General features: G+C 59.4%; 18 protein-coding genes. 5 read left to right on the top strand and 13 right to left on the bottom strand.

Features of this window, described 5'->3' with window-relative positions; genetic code table 11:
• Window positions 1–2: 2 nt before the first annotated feature.
• Both RCAS_RS04550 and RCAS_RS04545 read left to right on the top strand, forming a co-directional pair.
• A complete protein-coding gene (locus RCAS_RS04550) occupies window positions 3–1,064 on the top strand; it encodes a serine hydrolase domain-containing protein (protein ID WP_012119434.1) in 1,062 nt (353 codons plus the stop codon).
• Between the two features lie 513 nt (window positions 1,065–1,577).
• Window positions 1,578–2,006, top strand: coding sequence for a hypothetical protein (locus RCAS_RS04545; protein ID WP_012119433.1), 429 nt, complete (start codon window positions 1,578–1,580; stop codon window positions 2,004–2,006).
• 5 nt (window positions 2,007–2,011) lie between these two features.
• Here RCAS_RS04545 and RCAS_RS04540 read toward each other — a convergent pair whose 3' ends face one another.
• On the bottom strand, window positions 2,012–4,540 hold the full coding sequence (locus tag RCAS_RS04540; RefSeq protein WP_012119432.1) for an ATP-binding protein: 2,529 nt from the start codon (window positions 4,538–4,540) through the stop codon (window positions 2,012–2,014).
• A 9-nt stretch (window positions 4,541–4,549) separates the two neighbouring features.
• The gene (asnS, locus tag RCAS_RS04535; protein WP_012119431.1) at window positions 4,550–5,872 is read right to left on the bottom strand and encodes an asparagine--tRNA ligase; all 1,323 of its coding nucleotides are present in this window, start codon (window positions 5,870–5,872) and stop codon (window positions 4,550–4,552) included.
• A gap of 325 nt (window positions 5,873–6,197) precedes the next feature.
• Between asnS and RCAS_RS04530 the strand changes: the two genes are divergently transcribed.
• Entirely contained in the window at window positions 6,198–7,082 is an 885-nt protein-coding gene (locus tag RCAS_RS04530) for a DNA adenine methylase (protein WP_012119430.1), read from the top strand.
• Window positions 7,083–7,152: 70 nt separating this feature from the next.
• Here RCAS_RS04530 and RCAS_RS04525 read toward each other — a convergent pair whose 3' ends face one another.
• The 4 genes from RCAS_RS04525 to acnA form a co-directional block, all read right to left on the bottom strand.
• Window positions 7,153–7,338, bottom strand: coding sequence for a hypothetical protein (locus RCAS_RS04525; protein WP_041330208.1), 186 nt, complete (start codon window positions 7,336–7,338; stop codon window positions 7,153–7,155).
• 73 nt (window positions 7,339–7,411) lie between these two features.
• Entirely contained in the window at window positions 7,412–7,705 is a 294-nt protein-coding gene (locus RCAS_RS04520) for a DUF86 domain-containing protein (RefSeq protein ID WP_012119429.1), read from the bottom strand.
• Window positions 7,706–7,725: 20 nt separating this feature from the next.
• On the bottom strand, window positions 7,726–8,196 hold the full coding sequence (mntA, locus tag RCAS_RS04515) for a type VII toxin-antitoxin system MntA family adenylyltransferase antitoxin (RefSeq protein WP_012119428.1): 471 nt from the start codon (window positions 8,194–8,196) through the stop codon (window positions 7,726–7,728).
• 144 nt (window positions 8,197–8,340) lie between these two features.
• Window positions 8,341–11,097, bottom strand: a complete 2,757-nt coding sequence (acnA, locus tag RCAS_RS04510; protein ID WP_012119427.1) for an aconitate hydratase AcnA — start codon at window positions 11,095–11,097, stop codon at window positions 8,341–8,343.
• 447 nt (window positions 11,098–11,544) lie between these two features.
• Here acnA and RCAS_RS04505 point away from each other — a divergent pair, with 447 nt between their 5' ends.
• Both RCAS_RS04505 and RCAS_RS04500 read left to right on the top strand, forming a co-directional pair.
• Entirely contained in the window at window positions 11,545–12,432 is an 888-nt protein-coding gene (locus tag RCAS_RS04505; RefSeq protein WP_012119426.1) for a LysR family transcriptional regulator, read from the top strand.
• A 976-nt stretch (window positions 12,433–13,408) separates the two neighbouring features.
• Window positions 13,409–13,810 carry a GxxExxY protein gene (locus RCAS_RS04500; RefSeq protein WP_012119425.1) on the top strand — a complete coding sequence of 134 codons (402 nt, stop codon included), beginning with the start codon at window positions 13,409–13,411 and terminating at the stop codon, window positions 13,808–13,810.
• A 1,423-nt stretch (window positions 13,811–15,233) separates the two neighbouring features.
• Here the strand turns inward: RCAS_RS04500 and RCAS_RS04495 are convergent.
• From RCAS_RS04495 to RCAS_RS04465, 7 genes are all read right to left on the bottom strand, one after another.
• Entirely contained in the window at window positions 15,234–16,187 is a 954-nt protein-coding gene (locus tag RCAS_RS04495) for an alpha/beta fold hydrolase (RefSeq protein WP_012119424.1), read from the bottom strand.
• 14 nt (window positions 16,188–16,201) lie between these two features.
• Window positions 16,202–18,358, bottom strand: a complete 2,157-nt coding sequence (ligA, locus tag RCAS_RS04490; RefSeq protein ID WP_012119423.1) for an NAD-dependent DNA ligase LigA — start codon at window positions 18,356–18,358, stop codon at window positions 16,202–16,204.
• A gap of 8 nt (window positions 18,359–18,366) precedes the next feature.
• Entirely contained in the window at window positions 18,367–18,924 is a 558-nt protein-coding gene (locus RCAS_RS24875) for a hypothetical protein (RefSeq protein ID WP_012119422.1), read from the bottom strand.
• Between the two features lie 144 nt (window positions 18,925–19,068).
• Window positions 19,069–19,914, bottom strand: coding sequence for a DNA-methyltransferase (locus RCAS_RS04480; protein ID WP_012119421.1), 846 nt, complete (start codon window positions 19,912–19,914; stop codon window positions 19,069–19,071).
• Between the two features lie 460 nt (window positions 19,915–20,374).
• On the bottom strand, window positions 20,375–21,601 hold the full coding sequence (locus RCAS_RS04475; RefSeq protein ID WP_012119419.1) for an RtcB family protein: 1,227 nt from the start codon (window positions 21,599–21,601) through the stop codon (window positions 20,375–20,377).
• A 60-nt stretch (window positions 21,602–21,661) separates the two neighbouring features.
• Window positions 21,662–21,976, bottom strand: coding sequence for a nucleotidyltransferase domain-containing protein (locus RCAS_RS04470; protein ID WP_012119418.1), 315 nt, complete (start codon window positions 21,974–21,976; stop codon window positions 21,662–21,664).
• Between the two features lie 199 nt (window positions 21,977–22,175).
• Window positions 22,176–22,928 carry a carbon-nitrogen hydrolase family protein gene (locus tag RCAS_RS04465; RefSeq protein ID WP_012119417.1) on the bottom strand — a complete coding sequence of 251 codons (753 nt, stop codon included), beginning with the start codon at window positions 22,926–22,928 and terminating at the stop codon, window positions 22,176–22,178.
• Between the last annotated feature and the right edge of the window lie 212 nt (window positions 22,929–23,140).

The raw sequence follows: 23,140 nt of genomic DNA, 5'->3' as shown, positions 1-23,140 counted from the left end.
ATATGCGCCACCTCGCTCGTCTCGCAGCGGCGCGCGCCGCTGCCGAAACGCTGGTCGCGTCCGGTCGCGTCCCTGGCGTCGTCGTCGCCGTAGCAGTGGACCACCAGAAACCGGATGTTTTTGCAGTCGGAACCGATGCTGACGGGCATCCGCTCGCTCCCGACGATCTCTTTCCGGTCGCATCGATCACCAAACTGGCGACGGCGCTGGCAGTGTTGCGCCTGGTGGATCGTGGGCTGATCGAACTGGACGATCCAGTGGATCGCTACGTCCGGCGGGCTGAGCCACATTCCGGCGTGACTATCCGCCGTCTGCTCTGCCACACGGCTGGATTTGCCATCGACCTGAATGCCGCTGATGCGCCGTATGAACCAGGATTGACCTGGGAAAGCCTGGCACAGGCGTGTTTGCGGGCAAACCTGTATCACCCACCGGCGAGCGAGGTGCTCTACAGTAATATCGGGTACGGCTTGCTGGCGCTGGCAGTGGAAGCGCGCGCCGGCGCGCGCTTCCGCGACGCGCTCCGCGATCTGGTGCTGACGCCGCTCGGCATCGAGGGGTATCTGGGGATGGAACCGCCGCGCGCGCCGGCGCGCATCGCCGATGTGCGTGGACGTTATCGTGCAACGCCGCTCGAACCGTTCAATTCGCCGTTCTGGCGCTCACTGGCGCTACCGTGGGCTGGATTGGTGACAACCGCCGCAGGCGCTCTGACGCTGGTACGCGCATTTCGTGGGCATCCGCCTGGCTTTCTCAGTCCACCTTTGCGCACTGTTGCAGTCCTCGATCAGACAGGCGACTTACCCGGCGGATTTATCGAACCGTTGCGTTGGAACCCGTGTCCCTGGGGGCTTGGACCAGAAGTGCGCGGCATGAAGGAACCGCACTGGATTCCTGCCGGTGTCGGGACCGACTCGTTCGGTCATACCGGTGCATCGGGATGTCTGGCATGGGCAGCGCCGGGAGTTGGCGTCGCCTGGGCAATTCTCGGTGCGCGTACTGCCGACAACGGCTGGCTGTTGCGCCATTCGGGAACGATCAGCGCGGCGGTGGCAGGGGGTTGAGCGTTGCGTGGACTGGCGGGCGAGGACGCCCGCGTTCCCGGCGCCTGTGCTTCCCGGACGCTTCCCGGACCGCACTCCCCGCGCCTGTGCTCCCCGGACGCTCCCCGGACCGCACTCCCCAGCCCCCGCGTTCCCGGCGCCTGTGCTTCCCGGACGCTTCCCGGACCGCACTCCCCGCGCCTGTGCTCCCCGGACGCTCCCCGGACCGCACTCCCCGCGCCTGCGCTTCCCCGGCGCTCCCCAGTCCCCACGTTCCCCAGCGCCTGCGCTTCCCCGGCGCTCCCCAGTCCCCGCGTTCCCCAGCGCCTGTGCTCCTCGGACGCTTCCCGGACCGCACTCCCCGGTTGCAGGTGTTCGATATACAAAGGTGGGAAGGTGCGAAGAGCGAAGGTGAGAAGGCAACCCCTGCCTCCTAACTTCTGACCAGACCGCAACAAAGGATATCAACTGCGCGTCCTATTGGCGGAAAAGCGAACAACCGGGCGCGTGACGCAATAGAAAACGAGGAACGAGATGAACGGGAACGGTTATCGGAACAACTCAGGCAGTTATGGCATCCCGCCACTTTACATCTATATCGGTATCGGGATTGCCGCGATCATCTTTGTGTCGATCATTGGCGGATTGTTGAGCGCCGGCGTACAGGCATATTTCGCTGTTGCCGCAGGTATTCTGCTCGTGCTGGCAAACCTGCGCGACTTGCTGGGCGGAACCAACGGGAGCGCCGCGCTCATGAACACTATGATCGGCGCCGCTCTGATCTTCTTTTTCCTGGGCAGCGCTTTTGGCTGGGTCTGGTACATTCCAGCGCTGTTGCTGCTGGTCGCGGCTGCGCCGCTTGGCTTGCGCCGCGCGGATGTTTACACCGTCTATCTCGACGCCGCGCGCTCGATGACGACCAATATCCGCCGTGCAGTTAGCGGGCGCACACGCCTGCCGTAGCCGCATCACGACGGTTCAGCAAGCACCTGACGCACAATGTTGACAAATTCGGCGGCATCAAATGGCTTCTCAACATAGCGGACACCGCTGCGTTCGAGGAACTCGCGTGTGCTGTAACTAGCGGTGTCGCCGCTGACGAACAGCACGCGGCGCGTCAGGTGCGGCGCGCGCTGACTCAGATTGGCAAACAACTCATCGCCGCTCATCCCCGGCATGCGCACATCACAGATAAGCAGATCGTATGCCGTGCGGTTGATCCGGTCCAGCGCGGTTGCCCCATCGCGACATATATCAACGGTATATCCCCGTTCCCGCAAAAGCCGGGCGATCAATTCCGCAATGGCCGCCTCATCATCAACGACGAGCACATGATACTGGCGCTCAGGTTGAACTGCGGTTGGCGCCGAACCGGCAGCATCGCTTTCCAAACATACCTGAACCGGCAGTTCCACGGTAAAACTGGCGCCGCTCCCTACAACACTGTGGACATGGATATGACCATGGTACTGCGTCACGATGCCGTAGCAGATCGACAACCCCAAGCCGGTGCCTTCGCCGACTGGTTTCGTCGTAAAAAATGGCTCGAAGATCAGTGGCAGATGTTCAGGCGCAATACCAGGACCGGTATCACTGATCCGAAGGATCAGCCATTCCTGACCATCACGCCATTCGCTATCGGTTGAAATCAGAATGCGTCGCTCGCCATGCCACGATGCCAGCGCCTGTTGCGCATTGTTCAGTAAATTGAGCACCACCTGCTTAATCGCCGTGGCATCGGCGGTTGTCAGCGGCAGATTCGGCTTGAGGCGTTCTTCAACAACAATATGATGGGTGCGCATATGATAGGCAAGCAGACTCAACACCTGACGCACAGCAAGATTCAGATCGACCTCTTCCCGATGCACCTGGCGCTGGCGCGCGAAGGTCAGGAGATTCTGGACAATCCGCCGTGCGCGAGTGGCGCTTTCGACAATCATCGCCAGATCGTGCTGATACTCGGTCGGCGCGGTTTGTTGCAGAATGTTGGCAAATCCAAGCACAGCAGTCAATGGATTGTTCAATTCATGCGCAACGCCTGCCACCAGTTCCCCAACCGCCGTCAACCGTTCGGACTGAATGAGCCGCTGTTGCGCAAGGCGTAGATCCGCCAGCGCCTTCTCGCGCGCCTGATGCAATTGGGCGTTTTGAATGGCGACGGCGAGATGCTGCGCAAGATCGGCGAGCATGCGAATTTCGATGGCAGGAAACGCATGCGTTCGATGGCTCCCCAGAAGCAGTGCGCCGGACGTATACCCCTCATCGACAATCGGGACAACCAGGCATGACCGGATTCCCGCGCAAATGAGACGTTGCTGAATCTCCGGCGCAGCGACATCGTCCGGCGACAGGAGGCGCGGTTGGCGCTGGTCGATCAACCGCTGAAGGAACAGTGCGTCCTCACTGCTATAATCGACATTGGTCGCATCAGCGGCGCTTACCGGTGGATGCCGGGCGATCATCGTCAGACGCCGGGTTGCCGGGTCGAACAACGCAAGTTCGGCGATATCGAGCGGAACAACACCGTGCAGATGTTCAATCAAATGAGCAAAGATTGCGTGCAGATCGTGGGTTGCCGTGATCATGCGCGCAATGCGGTTGACGAGCGCCAGGCGCGCGCTCTGTTCACGGGCGCGATAGTAGAGTTCTGCATTGCGCACCACCAATGCCGCATAGGCGGCAAACGCCTGCGCCTGTGCAGCATCGGCGCGGGTGTAGTGATTGGAAGACCGGTTTGTCAGCAGCAAAATGCCCACAACATCACCCTGCGCCCGAAGCGGCACTCCCAGCCAGATATGCGCATTGCTCTGTGCGCCGCACAGATCCTCCACCTCTAGTTCGCCCCGCACGATCACCGGTTCATAGGCCGCCTCAACCTGATTGAGCACGCGATTCGTTGCAGGGACCCGTTTCGTGGCACGACCGTTGTACGCGGGCAATCCCCGACTGGCCGCAATGTAATATCCATCCTCGTCGCGTAAGACGACCATGGCCCTATCGTAAACAACCACGCCATGGAGTTGTTCCAGGATGAGATCGAGCAGTTGATCGCGGTCAAGAATCGAAATCAGCGCGCGGGTAATCTGCTGCGCGCTGCTGGCGAACTGATGCTCGGGCGTTACGCTCGCCTCGAACCAGACGAGCAGCAGGCGCACGGCTCGACCGGACGGATCGCACACTGCATAGGCATTCCAGCGGCGAGTTAGCGCGCCGCCCACCTCGGTCGGCGGCGTGGCGTTGCCGGTTTGAATACCGGCAGTCGAGAGCCACAGTTCATCGAGACGATCTTCGGCAAACCGGGGGATCACTTCGGAGCAGAGGCGACCGGTAATGTGTGCGGTGATCGGAATGCCAAACCGCACGCAAGCGCGCGCATTGATGGCAAGAATGCGAAACTCAGGAAGCGAAACGACCAGAATTCCCGCAGGAATATGGTCAATCACATCATAGAGAAGGTCCGTTCCATCCGGTTGATCATATGACGGTGAGCACACCATAGCAGACACTTACGGATACATGCGATACAGCATACGTGGAAACGGGATTGTTTCCCGAATATGGTGCGTACCGCCAATCCAGGCAGTTGCGCGTTCGATGCCCATACCGAACCCGCTGTGCGGCACGCTGCCATAGCGACGCAGATCGATGTACCACCGATAATCGTCTACATTCAACCCATATTCTCGAATGCGCCGCTCAAGCAATGCGGCGTCATGAATGCGCTGCGAGCCGCCAATGATCTCGCCATACCCTTCCGGCGCCAGCAGATCGGCGCACAGCGCAACTTCGGGGCGATTCGGATCGGGTTCCATATAAAAGGCCTTAATGGCGCTAGGGAATCGCTCGACAAAAACCGGACGGTCGAACATGGACGCAATCAGCGTTTCGTGCGGCGCGCCAAGGTCTTCGCCCCATTCCAGCGGCGTGCATCCTTCGACTTCCGCATATCGCTCAGCGATGAGACGCAGCGCTTCGTCGTAGGTAATGCGCGGGAACGGCGGCACGCACCGCTCGAGCGGCTTCGTATCGCGTTCGAGGGTGGCAAGATCATCGGCGCGGCGCTCAAGCACACGCTGAACGATGGCGCTGACGAACTGCTCTTGCAGCGCCAGGTTGTCGTCGTGCAGGGCGAATGCCACTTCCGGCTCGATCATCCAGAACTCGGTCAGATGCCGGCGCGTTTTCGACTTCTCGGCGCGGAAGGTCGGACCAAAACAGTAGACCTTGCCGAAACTCATCATGCCGGCTTCGACATAGAGTTGACCGGTCTGCCCAAGGTACGCCGTTCCGAGGTCGAAGTAGGGCGTAGCGAAGAGGTTGGTGGTGCCCTCTGCGGCGCACGGTGTGAGAATGGGCGTATCGAAGCGCACAAACCCCTGAGCGTTGAGCCATTCCTGCGCCGCAGCGATGATCTCGGCGCGAATGCGCAGCAGCGCGTGCTGCTTCGAGGAACGCACCCAGAGATGCCGGTGTTCCATCAGGAACTCAACGCCATGCTCCTTAGGCTGAATCGGATACTCCGGCGCAATCTGGATGATCTCGATACCGTTGACATCGAGTTCGAACCCGCCAGGGGCGCGCTCGTCGGCGCGGACTGTTCCGGTGATACGGCAGGAACTTTCGAGGGTCAGCCGCTGCGCAGCGATGAAGGTCTCCTCAGCGACATTCTTGCGAAACACGACACACTGCATGACGCCGCTCCCGTCACGGAGCCGGATGAAGACCAGTTTGCCCTTCTCAGTCTTATGGGCAACCCATCCGGCAAGGGTGACAACCCGACCATTGTGGCGCGCGATGTCACTGATAGTGGCAGTTGGAAGGAGTGACATAGCCGTACTTCCATCGGTAGCGTTCTGTGATTTGTTGAAAATGAGTATAACATATCACACGGCGAAAACCCGCAGCAGCGGTGTCATCTTTTCGAGATGGTCCGGTGGTTACAATTTTGTCAGCGACTGTTCCCCAGGACCCTGCCTGGGACGACCGGCGCTCCGCTGCCATGAGCAGCGGAGATGTGGCGATGCTGCACAAGATCGAGCCTTTCTCACCCCGCACCTTTACCTCACACCTCGCACCCCACACCTCTCGTCCTGTCATGCCTGTGTTATAATCGCCAGACACAATGGTATCGTGCCTTGTTGCATCGGTGATAGTGTGCAGGCATCTCTCGCGCGTGAAGCCCCTCCGCAGGTTCGCCCGTTCATCAAATGGGCAGGCGGCAAAGGGCAGTTGATCCCGGAACTGGCACGCCGCTTCCCGCCACACTTTCGGCGCTACCATGAACCGTTCGTCGGTGGCGGCGCGCTCTTTTTTCATCTCTACAATCACGGCCTGCTGCGCGACGGCGCAGTGCTGAGCGATTACAACCCTGAATTGATGGTCTGTTACGAGGTCATCCGCGACGATGTCGAGTCGCTGATTACAGCGCTCCGCTGGCATCATCGTCATCGCCTCGACCCGCACTACTTCCTCGAGGTGCGCAACTGGGATCGACAGCCAGACTTTGCACAGCGCAGCAAGATCGAGCGCGCCGCGCGCACGATCTTCCTCAACCGCACCTGCTACAATGGGCTGTACCGCCTCAATCGCAAAGGGCAATTCAATGCGCCGTTCGGCTACTACAAAAACCCCATGATCTACGATCCGCAGAACCTGCGCCTGGTCAGTGCTGCGCTGCGCAACGTCGAGCTGCGCGTTGGCGATTTCAGCGAGGTGCTCCGGTATGCAGCGCCAGGCGACTTCGTCTATTTCGATCCGCCCTACGTGCCAACCAGTGCAACGGCATCGTTCACCCACTACACCGGTCAAACCTTCGGTCCCGAGGATCAGCGTCGCCTGGCTGAGGTCTTTGCAGAACTCAGTGAGCGCGGCGTTTATGTCATGCTCAGCAATTCATCAACGCCATTGACCCGTGAATTGTACGCTGCACGAGCGGTCAGCTCGTCCGTAGTCTATGCCAGCCGCAAGATCAATTGCGACGGCAGTAAGCGCGGATATGTGGAAGAGTTGATTGTCTGTTCGTACCCGACGGCCGGATAGAAATGCTGTTGATACTCATGCGCGGTCATTCGTACCATACTGCCGGGGCGCGCGGCGGGACGCCGGGGCGCTACAGGCGAAAGTCTGCGCTGAGCACGTGCAAGCCCCGCTGCACAATCATGGTTTTTGAGAAAAGAATCTGGCATTGCCCGGTGAAGCCCGCGCGGGCGGGCTTGACGCCCGTAGCCCGCACCTTTCGCCGCCGGGCAGGATGGCGCTCGGCATCCGCACCCGCCAGCGTGTGAGGACGCTGCATCACCCTTCGCTCCCTTAGCCCGCCGCTTGAGCATCGGACGCACGGCTGGAAATTGCTGGAAGGTTCCCTCAGATTACGAACTCTGCATATACTGCCGCACACTGAGGAGATTGCGAAAGCGCGCCATGTTCAAAAGCGTCAGCGGCATACGGTCAGGTATGATGTGCGCCTCGACAAGAACGCGACAGATGTCCTGGTTGTCAGCAGGATAGCGCAATCCTTCCAGCGCGATGATGCGTCTCTCAATATCCAGACAGATCTCGACAGCGACCCGGAAGCTGCGCTCAACGGCGCATTTGATGCACGGGTTGTCGATGTATGCCTCCACCGATGCAGCATCTCTCGCCTCGCCGCGCAACAATTTCATGCCTCAGTGCCATGAAGCGCTCAAGAACGACGTCGTCTTTGACCGAGTCTTCCATCACGGATTTCCTGGAATAGCACCTGAGCAAAGCAGGCGCGCATTGGCGCAAGGTCGGCATCCAGTTTTCCGGTGCGCACCTCGAACTCAACACGCACCGCGCGATCACGTTCGTAGAGCAGCCGTCCATGTTGCAAGACTTTGCGCTGCAAGAGCAACGGTACATCGTTGAGCGCCACGACATCAACACGCTGCGCTGCACAACGTTCAACCCCCTCCATCAACTGCAACCGACGTTCGAGCGACACCGGCGCTTCCAGCGGACGCAGCAAAATAGCGAGGTTGATGTCGGAACCAGAAGTGGCGCGTCCCTGCGCCAGTGAACCGAACAGATACACTGCCGCAACATCCGATTGCGTCGCCAGAAATGCAATCAGTGCCGCAAGATCCAGTCCAGGCACAGTAGTCAGCAATTCTCGACGCGGCGTTTGCATCATGGTATGATACACTGATTGGTCAACTCGACGCCCACTATGTCAACGTCGCCGGTCTGAGCCGAAAATGTCAGAACAGGAACCGGACGCACACCCACACCACGGCGCACGTCCGGTTTTCGGTTCTCAGTTCTCAGTTCTCGGTTCTCACACCGCCGCCGGCTCTTCCTGTTCCGCCAGCTGGCGCAGCACGTAGTGCAGAATGCCGCCATTCCGGTAGTATGCGAGTTCGCCTTCGGAATTGATCCGCGCCTTTACCGTGAATGTGAATGCTGAACCATCAGGACGCTGTGCATGCACGGTCAATTCCTGTCCGGGACGCAATGTTTCAATGCCCTCGATTGTGAAGATTTCGCGCCCGGTGATACCGAGTGACTGCCAGCTTTCGCCCGGCGCAAATGTCAACGGCAGCACCCCCATGCCCACCAGGTTCGAGCGGTGAATACGCTCAAAACTCTCGGCGATCACAGCGCGCACGCCGAGCAGGAACGTTCCCTTTGCCGCCCAGTCGCGCGAGGAACCGGTTCCGTATTCCTTGCCCGCCAGTACCACGAGCGGCGTGCCGTCCGCCTGGTAGCGCATCGCCGCATCGTAGATGCTCATCTGCTCACCGGTCGGCAGGTAGATCGTGTAGCCGCCCTCCACACCGGGAACCATGGCATTGCGTAGACGGATGTTGGCGAACGTGCCGCGCATCATCACCTCGTGGTTGCCGCGCCGCGCGCCATACGAGTTGAAATCTGCCGGTTGCACGCCGCGCTCGATCAGGTACCGCCCCGCCGGACTATCTTTGGCAATGCTCCCCGCTGGCGAGATATGGTCGGTTGTCACACTGTCACCCAGCAACGCCAGCGCCCGCGCCCCCCGGATAGATGCCAGCGGCGGAACCTCGCGCGTCATATCGCGGAAATATGGGGGGTTCTGGATGTAGGTCGAGTCGGGGTTCCAGGCATACAGGTCGCCGCCGCTCACCGGAATGGCATTCCAGGTCTCGTTGCCAGTGAAGACATTGGCATACTGCTGGCGGAACAGGTCGGCATTGAGCGACGCCGCCATGACCTCAGCGACTTCTTCCGCAGAGGGCCAGATGTCCGCCAAGTAGACCGGCTCGCCATCAATCCCGACGCCAAGCGGCTCGCGGTTCATATCGATGTCCACCGTGCCGGCAATCGCACAGGCGACGACCAGCGGCGGCGACGCCAGGTAGTTGGCGCGCACCACCGGGTTGATGCGCCCCTCGAAGTTGCGGTTGCCGCTCAACACGGCGCTGACCACCAGGTTGCCCGCCTTGACCGCCTGCGCGATCTCGTCGGCGACCGGACCGCTGTTGCCAATACAGGTCGTACATCCGTACCCGACGACGTTGAACCCCAACTGGTCGAGATATTCCTGCAAGCCGGACTGCGCCAGGTACTCACTGACGACGCGCGATCCCGGCGCCAGGCTGGTTTTCACATAGGGCGGCACGCGCAACCCTTTCTCGACCGCCTTCTTCGCCAGCAATCCGGCGGCAATCATCACCGACGGGTTCGAGGTGTTGGTGCAAGACGTAATCGCGGCAATGATCGTCGAGCCGTGGGTGAGTGCGGTTGCCTGCCCGTTCAGCGTCACCGGTACACGCGATGCCGCATACAGATCGCGGCGCTCGCGCCGACGCTCGCCATTCCCTTCGTAGGCTGGCGCCTCGCGCCCAAAGATCGTCCGCATCGCCTGGTTGAACGACGCCTTGAGATCGGTAAGCGGCACACGGTCTTGCGGACGGCGCGGACCGGCAACGCTCGGCTCGACGGTGCTCAGGTCGAGTTCGAGCAGGGTATTGAACTCCGGGATTGGTGAGTCGTCGGTTCGGAACAGCCCCTGTTCGCGGCAATACGCCTCAACCAGCGCCACCAGGTCGTCGGAGCGACCGGTGCCGCGCAGGTAGGCAAGCGTTTCGGCGTCAACCGGGAAGAAACCGCAGGTTGCGCCATACTCCGGCGCCATGTTCGCAATCGTCGCGCGATCCGCCAGGCTGAGCGCGCTCAAACCGGGACCGCAGAACTCGACGAACTTATCCACCACGCCGTGCCTGCGCAGCATCTCGGTCACGCGCAACACCAGATCGGTTGCGGTTGCGCCGGGGCGCAACGCGCCGGTCAATTTCACCCCGACGACCTCCGGCGTCAGCATCGCCAGCGGCTGCCCCAGGAGCACGGCTTCGGCTTCGATGCCGCCAACACCCCAGCCAAGCACCCCCAGTCCGTTGATCATCGTCGTGTGACTGTCGGTGCCGACCAGGGTATCCGGCATGGCGACCAGTTCACCGTCGATCTCGCGAGTCATCACCACCGTCGCCAGGTATTCGAGGTTGACCTGATGGCAGATGCCGGTCGCCGGAGGCACGACCCGGAAGTTCGCAAACGCCTGCTGCCCCCAGCGCAGGAATTCATAGCGTTCACGGTTGCGCTCGAATTCGAGTTGAGCGTTCAGCACCAGCGCCATGCCGTGACCAAAAGCATCGACCTGCACCGAGTGGTCGATCACCAGGTCTGCCGGAACGAGCGGATTGATCTTTGCCGGATCGCCTCCCAGGTGCGCCATCGCATCGCGCATTGCTGCAAGATCGACAACCGCCGGAACGCCGGTGAAATCCTGCATCAGCACACGCGCCGGTTTGAACGCCACCTCGCGCTGCCCGGCGCTCGCCGGGGTCCACTGCGCCAGCGCCGCCACATCGTCGATGGTGGTGAAGCCATCGCCGACATTGCGCAGGAGCGCTTCCAGCAACACTTTGACCGAAAACGGCAGCCGCGCAAGGTCGGCGCCGACGCGCCGCGCCAGTGCGTCGAGCCGGTAGATGATGAATGTCTGCCCGCCGACCACCAGCGGCGCGCGAGCGTTGAATGGATCGTTGAGGTTGGTCATAGGATGTACCCCTTTGCAATGCCTGGAATATCGATGCCCTGGCACCCGGCGGCTCATGCGCTTTGAATATCGATTCCGCTACCCACCCGCCAGGCGGTCGAAGCCGTGGTCTTTGGTTGCGACGCCCGCCTGCACGGGCCAGACCTGGCAATAACGGATGATTTTCTCAAACTCGATAAGCCACAGGCTTCTGTTGCAACATGCACCTGAACTGGCTTGAACAGCATTTCTCACACTGCGAACGCCCGATAGTGGGAGTGGGCTGATCCTGCCAAAGCCCATACCCACCCCTCGCCGGTCTGGGCAAGGTTCGAGCATGAGAAGAACGGCTCTCAGTCTGTCGTTGGCAGAGTCGGGCGCTTTCCTGGAAAGTATAACAGAATTGCTTCATTGATAGGATCAATGATTTATAATACATGCATTGGAAATCTTGATAAAGGAAATGTCATGTCCTTCGACCTGCATCGATTGCGAATTTTTGCGACGGTTGCGCGTGCCGGAAGTTTCACCCGCGCCGCAGAACAGTTGCACATGGCGCAACCGACCGTTTCCCAGCAGATCAGCGCCCTGGAAGATGCCGTAGGGGCGTCATTGATCGAGCGTAGTCCCCGGCGTCTGCGCTTGACGCCAGCAGGTGAGGCGTTGCTACCGTATGCCAACCGGCTGGCGCTGCTGGCGGACGAGGCGTTGCAGGCGGCACGCGCGGCGGCTGGCGTTGCGGCGCACACGCTCCGCCTGGGGGTCGGGCAGACGCTGGCAACGTACCTGCTGCCGGAGATTCTGCGTCGCTACCGTGAACGCGCGCCACACTACCACACCCGGATTGTGACCGGCAACAGCGCCGCACTGCTGGAGCAGGTCGCCGAAGGAACTATCGAACTGGCGCTGGTCGGATCGCCCGCCACGCACCCCGATCTGATCATCACACCATTCATGCAGGATCGCCTGGTGGTTATCGTCGCCCCCGACGATATCTGGGCATCCCGCGATACCGTAGACATCAACGAACTGCGGGAGCGCCCGTTGCTGACGCGCGAACCGGGATCGGCGCTGCATGCGACTGTCGAACGGTTGCTGGGGGCTGCGACGCTTGCCGGCGATCATGTGATCATGCTGGGCGAAACCGAAGCGATCAAGCGGAGTGTCGAGGTGGGGTTGGGTGTGGCGCTGATCCAGGCGATTGCGGTGCAGCGGGAGGTAGCGCTGGGTCGGTTGCGCGTTCTGGCGTTGCGCGGCACCGACGACCGGCGCACCTACGCCTGGGCGCGCCGCCAGCGCCCGTGGCTCTCGCCAGCGGCGGCGGCGCTGGTGGAGTTGCTCTCCATCCATCGGTAACGGTGACGTCTGTCCGCTCTCCTGCGTGATTGTCGCCTCATCGAATGTGCAGAATGTCCTCAGCCGCGCCATCTGGCTTCACGATGTAGATCTGGTCGCTGTTCATACGATAGATGACGTATGTTCTGCTTCAGAAGCGCTGCTATATAGCAGTATCAGCCTGCTCCGGCTCGACTGCCCAGCAGGTGCATTTCGGTGGGATCAGGTCTCAGTAAGAGGCGGATCTGAGACATGCCACTATGCGCGCTCATCCTGGCACAGAGTCGTCTACCTGATCATCGTATCGTGCTGCCCGTTCCCCCTACCAACGCCCGCCGCCTTGTGGAACTATCGTGGGACATAGTTGGTCTTCACAGCCGCGTCGCAGTAGCGTATACTGCAACGCAAAACAGCACAGTTCGCAGCGCGAAAGACCGACGCACTTATACCAATGACGCTTGACGATGCCGCATGCTGGTCATTCCGAGCCCTTCGCTTCGCTCAGGGTAAACGCAGCGAGGAATCTGAGCGGGTCGCGCACGACCCCTCGCGCTGCTCGGGGTGACCATGCCGGATGTTCACAGGTAATTGGTATTACGTCTGGGTGCGCCGCCAGCGCCAGTGGTTCTCGCCAGCGGCAGCCGCACTGGTGGGGTTGATTCGGACGCGATCCGCCGCCTTTCCCCTTATGCCATGTGTTTCAGCGCACCGGCACACAGGATATTCCGACCCTGCCCGCATGGTCAACATTCTCGCTGATGCAAGGAGCGTGGGCATGGACAGCATGCATCATCCGCGAAGGGCACAAAGGATCACGAAGCAGCACAAACTACGGAGGACTTCCCCTTCGCGCTCCTTTGTGCTCGTTGTGGATTCCCAACGCTTGAGACATGCCAGCGTTTGATCCGCCAAGGACACGAAGCGATACGAAGAGAAACAAACAGTATTCGCGTCCCTTCGTGTCCTTCGTGGATGAAAGAAGCAATGGAGACAAAAAATGACCGAACTGCTGCTGAAGGAAGAGGTCTTTGCGATCATCGGCGCTGCAATAGGCGTGCATCGGGAACTGGGGTCGGGATTCTTGGAACCAGTCTACCAGGAAGCAATGGAAATCGAACTATCGAGTCGTCATATTCCCTTCGAGGCGCGAAAGCTCTTGATCATCAAGTACAAGGGACACACTCTCCAGAAACAATACGAAGCAGACCTGATATGTTATGGTCAGATTATTGTCGAGTTGAAAGCCCTGGATCATCTTTCAGGAAAGGAACAGGCGCAAATCCTGAATTACTTGAAAGCCACCGGGCTGCAGGTTGGCCTGCTGATCAATTTTGGGAGCCATGCACGTCTCGAATGGAAACGCTTTGTCCTTTCGGGACATATCCACAAAGTGCACTAAGCGGCGCGTAGAGATTTTTCCCTTCCTTCCGCTTCGCGCCTCTGCGCGCCCTTCGTGGATTACCTCATGGATGGCCTTTCGAGACAGATCCACAAAGGGCACGAAGAGGCGCGAAGAGATTTTTCCCTTCCTTCCGCTTCGTGCCTCTGCGCGCCCTTCGTGGATCACCCTATGCAAACGCGCTCTCCTTTCGCAACCTATCCACAAAGGGCACGAAGCGGCGCGAAGAGATTTTTACGTTCCTCCCGCTTCGTGGCTCTTCGCGCCCTTCGTGGATCACCCTATGCAAACGCGCTCTCCTTTCGCAACCTATCCACAAAGGGCACGAAGCGGCGCGAAGAGATTTTTCCCTTCCTTCCGCTTCGTGCCTCTGCGCGCCCTTCGTGGATCACCCCATGGATGTCCTTTCGGGACATATCCACAAAGTGCACGAAGCGGCGCGAAGAGATTTTTACGTTCCTCCCGCTTCGTGGCTCTTCGCGCCCTTCGTGGATCACCCTATGCAAACGCGCTCTCCTTTCGCAACCTATCCACAAAGGGCACGAAGCGGCGCGAAGAGATTTTTACGTTCCTCCCGCTTCGTGGCTCTTCGCGCCCTTCGTGGATCACCCTATGCAAACGCGCTCTCCTTTCGCAACCTATCCACAAAGGGCACGAAGCGGCGCGAAGAGATTTTTACGTTCCTCCCGCTTCGTGGCTCTTCGCGCCCTTCGTGGATCACCCTATGCAAACGCGCTCTCCTTTCGCAACCTATCCACAAAGGGCACGAAGCGGCGCGAAGAGATTTTTACGTTCCTCCCGCTTCGTGGCTCTTCGCGCCCTTCGTGGATCACCCTATGCAAACGCGCTCTCCTTTCGCAACCTATCCACAAAGGGCACGAAGCGGCGCGAAGAGATTTTTACGTTCCTCCCGCTTCGTGGCTCTTCGCGCCCTTCGTGGATCACCCTATGCAAACGCGCTCTCCTTTCGCAACCTATCCACAAAGGGCACGAAGCGGCGCGAAGAGATTTTTACGTTCCTCCCGCTTCGTGGCTCTTCGCGCCCTTCGTGGATCACCCTATGCAAACGCGCTCTCCTTTCGCAACCTATCCACAAAGGGCACGAAGCGGCGCGAAGAGATTTTTACGTTCCTCCCGCTTCGTGGCTCTTCGCGCCCTTCGTGGATCACCCCATGGATGTCCTTTCGCAACCTATCCACAAAGGGCACGAAGCGGCGCGAAGAGATTTTTCCCTTCCTTCCGCTTCGTGCCTCTGCGCGCCCTTCGTGGATCACCCTATGCAAACGCGCTCTCCTTTCGCAACCTATCCACAAAGGGCACGAAGCGGCGCGAAGAGATTTTTCCCTTCCTTCCGCTTCGTGCCTCTGCGCGCCCTTCGTGGATCACCCCATGGAAACGCGCGCGCCCTTCGTGGATACAATCCTCAGCGCGCCATTGCCTCAACCGGCGAGATTTGCGGCGTACTCTGCGCGATCTGCTGCGCGAAGCGCTTGATGAAGCGCGCCGTTGCCACCGGACGTTCACGTTGCGGCAGGTGACCGCAGCGTTTCAGGACGCGCACCTGTGGCGAAGGGAGATGGGTGTGGAAAAACTCGAACGACCCCGGCGGCAGAAAACGATCACGCTCACCCCACAGGATCGCCGTTGGCGTGGGCAGTTGACGCAGTTCGTCGGGACTCAGAAAATCGGGTTCATCGGTGGCATTGATAAACTCGCGCACCACCGGGCGCGCAAAGAGGTTCGTCATGCCGCGCGCGCTGAGTTCGCGCAGCGGCGGCGGCAGCGCTCCAAAGACCATACGCGCCACCTGGCGAGCCTGATGCGCATCTGGAGGCGAAAGCAGTTCGATGAATGGATCCCACGAGCGATGCCCATCGAGCAGCGCGCCGCCCGCATTCATCAACACAACGCCGCGCACCATATGCGGGCGCTCCTCCGCCACACGCACCGCAATCCAGCCCCCCATCGAGTTGCCGACCAACAGCGTGGGGCGCGCGATGACATCGTCCAGAAACGCGCTGACAATCCCGGTCATATCGCCAATCGTCGCGGCTTGTTTGCCCGGCGGCAACCCGGAGAGACCATACCCTGGCAGGTCGATCATGAACACATCGTGGCGGCGGGCGACCAATGGCGCGACCAGGCTCCAAGTCACTGCATTGTCTCCCATCCCGTGGATGAAGAGCACCGGCAGCGGCGCCACGTGGCGGCAGGGGATCAGGTAGTAATGGATCGGAACGCCATGGATGCGCCGGGTCTGCTCGAAGGCGCCGAGGCGTGGCAGCGCATGGCGTGCAAGCCCATCCACCAGCGGCACCATCGCATAGGAGAGCGGGTCGAAGAAGCGTTCAATCGGATCAGGAACATGACCAGACATACCACGCTCCCGGGTTACTCGAGATTCAACCCCAGCTGTTGAACCTCTGCCATTGTACCACGGGATGTCGCAGACGCTGCGTTCTGGTTATTATTGGAAGCTGCAGGAGCGCTGCGGTCGTTTGCGCCGATCAACGCCAGCAAACCAGCCTCATCGAGCGTCGGTATGCCCAATTCCTGCGCTTTCGCAACCTTTGTTCCTCCCGGTTCACTCCCAACCACCAGATAATCAGTCTTTTTGGAGACACTGCCGCTCACCCTGCCGCCATGCGCCACAATCAGGGCGCCGGCTTCTTCGCGCGACATCGACGGAAGCGTTCCGGTGATGACGAACGTCTTACCTGCTAGCGCATCACCCTTTGGCGCAACGGCAGGACCTTTCGCCTCGGTGCGCACGCCGACGCGCTTCAATTTGGCGATCAGCGCCTTGCTCTCCGGACGTGCGAAATACTCGGCGACACTGGCGGCAATCGCGGGTCCAATGCCTTCGAGATCGTCGATCTCATCGGCAGAGGCGGCTGCCAGCGCATCGAGCGAACCGAAATGATCGGCGAGGATTTGCGCGACGACCTCACCGACATAGCGAATGCCAAGCCCGACAATCAGCCGGTGGAGCGGGCGATCCTTCGACTCGGCAATAGCGTTCAGCAGGTTGGCGATCCGCTTAGGACCATACCCCTCGATCCCATGAAAATGCTCCGGCGTCAGCGTGTACAGATCGGCAACATCCTGCACCCACCCGCGTTCGACGAACAGTTGCACCTGTTTCTCGCCGATTCCCGCGATGTCCATCGCGCTGCGCGACACAAAGTGTTCGATCCGCCGGGTAATTTGCGCCGGGCAGATGCCAAAGTTCGGGCAGCGGTACGCGACTTCGCCCTCGGCGCGTTCCAGCGGTGTGCCGCATGCCGGGCAGGTGGCCGGCATCTGCCAGACGCGCTCGCTGCCATCGCGCCGCGCCACGACTGGACCAACAATGTGCGGAATGACATCCCCGGCACGCTTAACGATCACATAGTCCCCGATGCGAATGTCGCGTTCGGCGATATAATCAGCGTTGTGCAGACTGGCGTTACGCACCGTAACGCCACCAATATTGACCGGCTCGATCACAGCGTTGGGCGTAATCACGCCGGTGCGCCCGACATTCACCACAATATCGAGTAGCCGCGAGACGGCCTCGCGCGCGGGGAACTTAAAGGCAATCGCCCAACGCGGGTCGCGCCCGACAACGCCGAGTTCCGCCTGTTGCGCAAAACTATCGATCTTGACCACCACGCCGTCAACCTCGTACTCCAGTTCATCGCGGCGAGTCATCCACTCGCGGCAGTACGCCAGCGCCTCCTCGAAGCGTTCGAAGCGCCGCGCATCACGGTTGACCGGAAAACCGAGCGCGCGGAGAAAGTGCAGCGTCTCCCACTGTGTCTGCAACGCCACCCCTTCGACCTGCCCGACGCCATAGGCGAAAAAGCGCAACGGACGGCGGGAAGTGACCGCAGGGTCTTTCTGGCGCAATGAACCGGCGGCGGCGTTGCGCGGGTTCGCGGCGACCTTCTCGCCAGCCACAGCCAGTTGTTCGTTCAGGCGCATGAAATCGGCAATGCGCATATAAACCTCACCGCGCACTTCGAGCAACGGCGGAACGGCAGTCGGGTTGGTTGGCGCGCTATCGTCGTTGGCGAACGAACCAAGGCGGAGCGGAATGCTGGAAATAGTGCGCAGGTTCGCCGTCACGTCCTCGCCGATCTCACCATCGCCGCGCGTCGCACCGCGCACCAGAACGCCGTTGCGGTAGATGAGGGTCACTGCCAGACCATCAATCTTCGGCTCGACGACGAACGCCACCTGCGCATCGCTGCCGAGCAAGCGCAGGGTGCGGTCGTACCAGGCGCGCATGCCCGCCTCATCGAAAGCGTTAGCGAGCGACAGCATCGGCACGACGTGCTGAACTTTGGCGAACTGTTCAGAAGGCGGCGCGCCAACCCGCTGCGTCGGCGAGTCGGGGGTAACGAGTTCGGGATGCGCCGCTTCCAGCTCGCGCAACTCGCGCATGAGCGCATCGTACTCGGCGTCGCTAATCACCGGCTCGTCGAGAACATAGTAGCGGTAATTATGATAGCGGATCTGTTCGCGCAGCGTCTCAGCGCGACGCACAGGATCGTTGGAAGTCATGGGTATGCTCAGATGATCAACGGACAGTCACAATCATCACTTATGTGGGGTAAGAATAGCATACGGCAAACCAGAAAATGGTCTGCTTGATCAAAATCCAGCATATACTTTGTTGGACGAGGTTTGCCGTTACTATTTCTCCCCTGACGATATTCATGGAGGTTATGCCGGTTCTCGGGTGTTACAAGCAGAAAAAGAATCTCTTGCAATACTGCTCGTGTCTTTCGGTATCTAGAAACACTTGTTCGTTTTTCGCGTTCCTTCTCATATTTCGATTTTCCTCCTTTGAGTTCCTCATGCCATTTCTGGAAGGTACGATTGTCATCATCGTATTCTACGTCGCAGAGAGCTACTATGAAACCATGGGCGCCATACTCATCAATACTATTGTCTATTGCCTTTTTATCGTTCAGGATTGATCTGTGATCATCAGACTTGATCGCTTTCGCCTTCAGGTCCCAATTTATCGTTCTCTTAAGATCGAAACAGGCCGTTTTGACTTTTCCAAAACTACCCCCCCGGTATAGTAAAATCACTCTTAAGTCTATCGCGACAGAGATACTCAAAATAGAATGACCACCACTCCATCTGCCTCCAGTTATAGTTCACATCTTTTAGTTTCAAGATACTTTCTTTTCCATCCCAATCAACCGGAATACCCAAAAGCAACCGTTTTGCCGCACATATATCACATCTCATTCCATTAATATTCACAACGAGTCCTCCTGGAACATTGTACGCTGCTCCACGTTTTGAAACTCCTTTTCGATTCGTTTTCTTGCGATCTCGCAATATTCCTGGCTAATCTCTATTCCAATATACTTTCGATTGTTATTCCGCGCTACAACGCAAGTTGTTCCACTTCCGCACATCGGATCGAGCACAATGTCTCCAGGTTGTGAGAAGCAGAGGATCAGGTCTTCCGCTAGTTTGTCCGGAAATGTTGCAGGATGAAGCAGTTTGAGACGATTCCCTTCGGTATTACTGGTTGCATACTGCCAGACAGTTCCGCGACATTTCATTGGATTAACTGCTTTGGGAGTTATTCGCTTGAATCCACCGTTTGTGAGCCGATCGGTACCTGAATATATCTTTCCTGCATGTTTACTCGGTATCATGAGGTGATCCTTTTGGAATGTTTTTGGTCGTTCTCCTTTAAAAAAAATGAGAACATACTCGTGATCGACTCGAAAACGCTGCGTCCACCAGGCGCCTGGGTTTCCATCGCGATGGTAAATGACGCACTCGAACAGTTTCCAGCCAACCTCATCAACCCAATTGACGGCGAGGCGAAACGAAGTCAGAGATTTTGCGAATTGCTTCGTTCCATCGCCGATGACAACAATTGCAACCCCTCCATCCTTTGTCACACGATACAGTTGGCGACCCAGCATAGAAAAATCGAATGACCAGTTCTTTTTGTAATCTCTGATCCCATCGTATGGCGGCGAGAAGAGGGTAAGATCAATCGATTCATCCCGCAAGAACGCCAGCTCCTGCAAACAATCCGCATGAATGATCTGGTTGAGTCTGGTGGTCGTGGTATCGCCCGTCATTGTCTGTGCTCCATAGACTAGCGAGGCGTTATCTGTGCCAGTATAGCATAGACCGGTATCGTGTCAAGAACATGTGTTTGCACTGTTCGCTGCGTCCCCCTCGCGCGATCCAGCGACCGGATTGTTCGTTCGCAGGTCATGGCGCCACGACGCTCAACGCGATGACCTCTGCACCCTTGCTGCGACATCATACCACGCAACCGCTCAAACGACGGTCGTTCTCCCTTCCCGCGCGATACACATATGTTTTCAAACGTCTGCAATGCCATCGATGTGATCGACGCCAGCCTCTTCCGGTCGGATGGAGTTCCTCCCCGCCTCTCAGTGCGGAAGAGCCTATACGCCGGTCGCCCAAATGGTGACGATACGGCATCGGCATTCGAATCGCGCGAGCGGCGTTGACCCATCATCCGCCCAACCATGATCCCGGCACGCCCGGCAGGCATGGGGGCGATGTGTGCTAATCCTTGTACGGATCGAACACATCTTCTCCTGCCATCGCCACACCCATCGGCTTGAGCGTGTGGACGATCTTGATCGTGTTGGCATGATGCTTCAGCACCTCCGGCAAGCGGCGGTAAACGTGCGGACTCTCATCCGTGCCGCCGCCGCGCAGTTCGACTCCCTCGCGGCGCAGCCATTCGAGCATCATTTCACGGGTGATCTTGCCCGGCTTGACGACTTCCTGCACCCGCCGACCGTTGCGCTTCACCCAGCGCCGCTTGCCAGCCGCCTGTATGCGACTCATGACGCGCCCGGCGCCGTGGATAGTGCTGTGCAGTCCAAGCCGCGACTCCTCGCTCTCCACTCCTTCAACCACCACGCTGATGTCTCCCATCGAACCGCCGACAAAGCCACGCTGACCGGGCCAGGCAGGTGTAGCGCCTTTGCGCACGACGATCAGTTCCTCACCGTTGACCTTTTCTTTCCAGGCGTAGTTGTGGTGGTTGTGAACCTCTTCGGTCACCTGAGCGCCCAGGATGTCGAGCACCTGCTGCACCACGAAGTCGCGCCCGGCATACGCATAGCGTCCGGCGAGCGTCATGGCCTGCCAGTACGCCTGTCCCAGGTCGCGCCGCAGCGAGATGACCGTCGCCGGCTGCTGCATCGACTCACCCGGCGCCGGAGCATCGAACGGTCGTCCGTGTGCCAGGTTGAGGAAGCCACTCGCAATGCGATGCCCGAGACCCCGGCTGCCAAAGTGCGCCGCAACCCACACCCATCCTTCCTCGTCTTCGAGAATATCGACCCAGTGATTTCCTGAACCGACGGTGCCGAGCTGCTCACGCGCCATCTGGCGCAGTTTGCCGACCTCTGGAATATCGCGCCAGGTCGGGTCGTCGAATAACGGATGATTGGCAGCTTTGCCGCTGGTACTGCCAACGCCGAAGACTACTTCGCGCGCCACCTGGTCCATAATCTTGCCGATATCTTTGCGAATGTCATCGGCGCGCAGGTTGGTGCGGACCCCTTTGATGCCGCAGGAAATGTCGTACCCGACGCCGCTGGGACTGACGGCGTCGCGGTAGGCGACAACGCCGCCAATCGGCATACTGTAGCCGACATGCCCATCCGCCATCAGCGCCGCCTTGACCGCTTCGGGATCGCGGGCGCAGCGGCGAATCTGCTCAATGGTGGCTTCGTCGTGTTCGCCCCAGACCGGAATGCCATCGATGATCTGAAACATAGATGCGCCTTCTTTCGCTTTCAGAACAAAATCCAGAGAACCATTGCGCCCAGGACGATCTCATGGTTCTGTGCGACTCTCCCCATCGCCCGATTGGTACATCACAACCTCATCCCGCTGCATCGCCTCACGCAACCGCTCTTCGACCACGTCCTCTTCGCGCACAATATCCAATTCATCAATGATCGGCGCGCACTCGAGCGCTTCGCAGAAATCGTGCCACGCACTGCTGCTCATATCCGGTGCAGTAATCGCCAGATCAACGTCGGATGTGCGTCCGGCGGCGCCGGTGGCGCGCAAACCAAAGACGCGCGCCTGGTCATATTGGCGCAGAATATCGCGCAGAACAGCCAGGTCTTGTGGGCACAGCGTCACCGTTGTCGTCGGTCACTCTCGTAACTATTCACGCTCTTCCTGGGGGCGCAGGCGTTCTATGCGGCGCCTTGGGGCGACTGGGCGCCGTGCGTTGGCGTTTGCTGAGACCATTCCGCCGCCGTTTCTCCTTCAGGGGCGGACCCCAAACCGCCGTCTTGGGCGACCGGCGGCATCGTTTACCCCAACCGTGAATAGTTCCTTACTCTCGTGTTCTTGACCCACCGGCAATCTCGTGAACGCTTGCAGTTCCGCTGTCCACGTCCAGCATCACCACCCCCTCCGAGTCACTGCCCATATGCGCGAGCCGCTCCCCACGGCTATTCCATACAGCCGACTGACCAACGCTCACAAAGTCGTCGCATGGACCCGTACAGTTCGCCATGATGACGTACATGGCATGCCTGCGAGCGACTGCGGGATAATGCAGCATCGCTTTCGCCAGATTGCCTGCGGGTTTGGCGACGCTGGCGAGATAAACCTCTGCGCCCAGACGAGCTGCGCCATCAGCATGGTTCATCTGGAGCGACTCATAGCATAGAGCCGGCGCCAGTCTCCAGCCTGCGACCTCCAAAATAATCTGTTCGCTGCCCGGCACGAAGCAGGACATTTCATCGACGTGCAATTGTTGCTTTGCGTACACGCGACGCGGCGCGTCTGGCACGAACCAGACCATACCGATCTGGACGCCGGAATCGGCGGCAATCGGCAGACCTGCGCCAATGACGATGTTATGCGCATCGCTACGCTGCTGCAATGCGTTAAGACAAGGATCGGCGGCGCTGCTGGCGAGCGACGTTGCAAGCGGGGGCGCATAACCCGTCAGCGACAGCTCCGGGAAGAACACCAGGTCGGCGTGGCAGGCGACAGCAAGATCGACGATTTCAAAATGCCGCGCAGCATTTCTTGCAATATCGCCCATGACAGGTCGTATCTGAGCGGCGCACAGTCTCATCGCAGCGTTCCTCAGATCATTCGTCGCCAGAACGATTAAGGGTCACAAGGATGCTGGCGAATGTGCATCCCTCCGCTCCTCCTCACCTGGCGCCCCGGCGACGTCTGCTCACGCCGATTCATAACCAGCACGCTTCGGATTCAACCATAGTATTATATCCTGCTTACGACCTGCGAGTACTGCGCTTTTGCGAAATACAAAGACGCAAAAGG

The sequence above is a fragment of the Roseiflexus castenholzii DSM 13941 genome (assembly GCF_000017805.1).
In the GTDB taxonomy this organism is placed as follows: domain Bacteria; phylum Chloroflexota; class Chloroflexia; order Chloroflexales; family Roseiflexaceae; genus Roseiflexus; species Roseiflexus castenholzii.
The sequence above is the reverse complement of the archived record's forward strand: the minus strand, read 5'-3'. Positions and strand labels throughout refer to the sequence as shown.

Bases quoted from the DNA above. Each gene is read 5' to 3' on its own strand.
- acnA (WP_012119427.1), bottom strand. From the start codon at position 11,097: ATGACCAACCTCAACGATCCATTCAACGCTCGCGCGCCGCTGGTGGTC.
- RCAS_RS04480 (WP_012119421.1), bottom strand. From the start codon at position 19,914: ATGACGGGCGATACCACGACCACCAGACTCAACCAGATCATTCATGCG.
- RCAS_RS04545 (WP_012119433.1), top strand. From the start codon at position 1,578: ATGAACGGGAACGGTTATCGGAACAACTCAGGCAGTTATGGCATCCCG.
- RCAS_RS04525 (WP_041330208.1), bottom strand. From the start codon at position 7,338: ATGCAGCGTCCTCACACGCTGGCGGGTGCGGATGCCGAGCGCCATCCT.
- ligA (WP_012119423.1), bottom strand. From the start codon at position 18,358: ATGACTTCCAACGATCCTGTGCGTCGCGCTGAGACGCTGCGCGAACAG.
- RCAS_RS04540 (WP_012119432.1), bottom strand. From the start codon at position 4,540: ATGGTGTGCTCACCGTCATATGATCAACCGGATGGAACGGACCTTCTC.
- RCAS_RS04550 (WP_012119434.1), top strand. From the start codon at position 3: ATGCGCCACCTCGCTCGTCTCGCAGCGGCGCGCGCCGCTGCCGAAACG.
- asnS (WP_012119431.1), bottom strand. From the start codon at position 5,872: ATGTCACTCCTTCCAACTGCCACTATCAGTGACATCGCGCGCCACAAT.
- RCAS_RS04500 (WP_012119425.1), top strand. From the start codon at position 13,409: ATGACCGAACTGCTGCTGAAGGAAGAGGTCTTTGCGATCATCGGCGCT.
- mntA (WP_012119428.1), bottom strand. From the start codon at position 8,196: ATGATGCAAACGCCGCGTCGAGAATTGCTGACTACTGTGCCTGGACTG.
- RCAS_RS04520 (WP_012119429.1), bottom strand. From the start codon at position 7,705: ATGAAATTGTTGCGCGGCGAGGCGAGAGATGCTGCATCGGTGGAGGCA.
- RCAS_RS04465 (WP_012119417.1), bottom strand. From the start codon at position 22,928: ATGAGACTGTGCGCCGCTCAGATACGACCTGTCATGGGCGATATTGCA.
- RCAS_RS04505 (WP_012119426.1), top strand. From the start codon at position 11,545: ATGTCCTTCGACCTGCATCGATTGCGAATTTTTGCGACGGTTGCGCGT.
- RCAS_RS04475 (WP_012119419.1), bottom strand. From the start codon at position 21,601: ATGTTTCAGATCATCGATGGCATTCCGGTCTGGGGCGAACACGACGAA.
- RCAS_RS04495 (WP_012119424.1), bottom strand. From the start codon at position 16,187: ATGTCTGGTCATGTTCCTGATCCGATTGAACGCTTCTTCGACCCGCTC.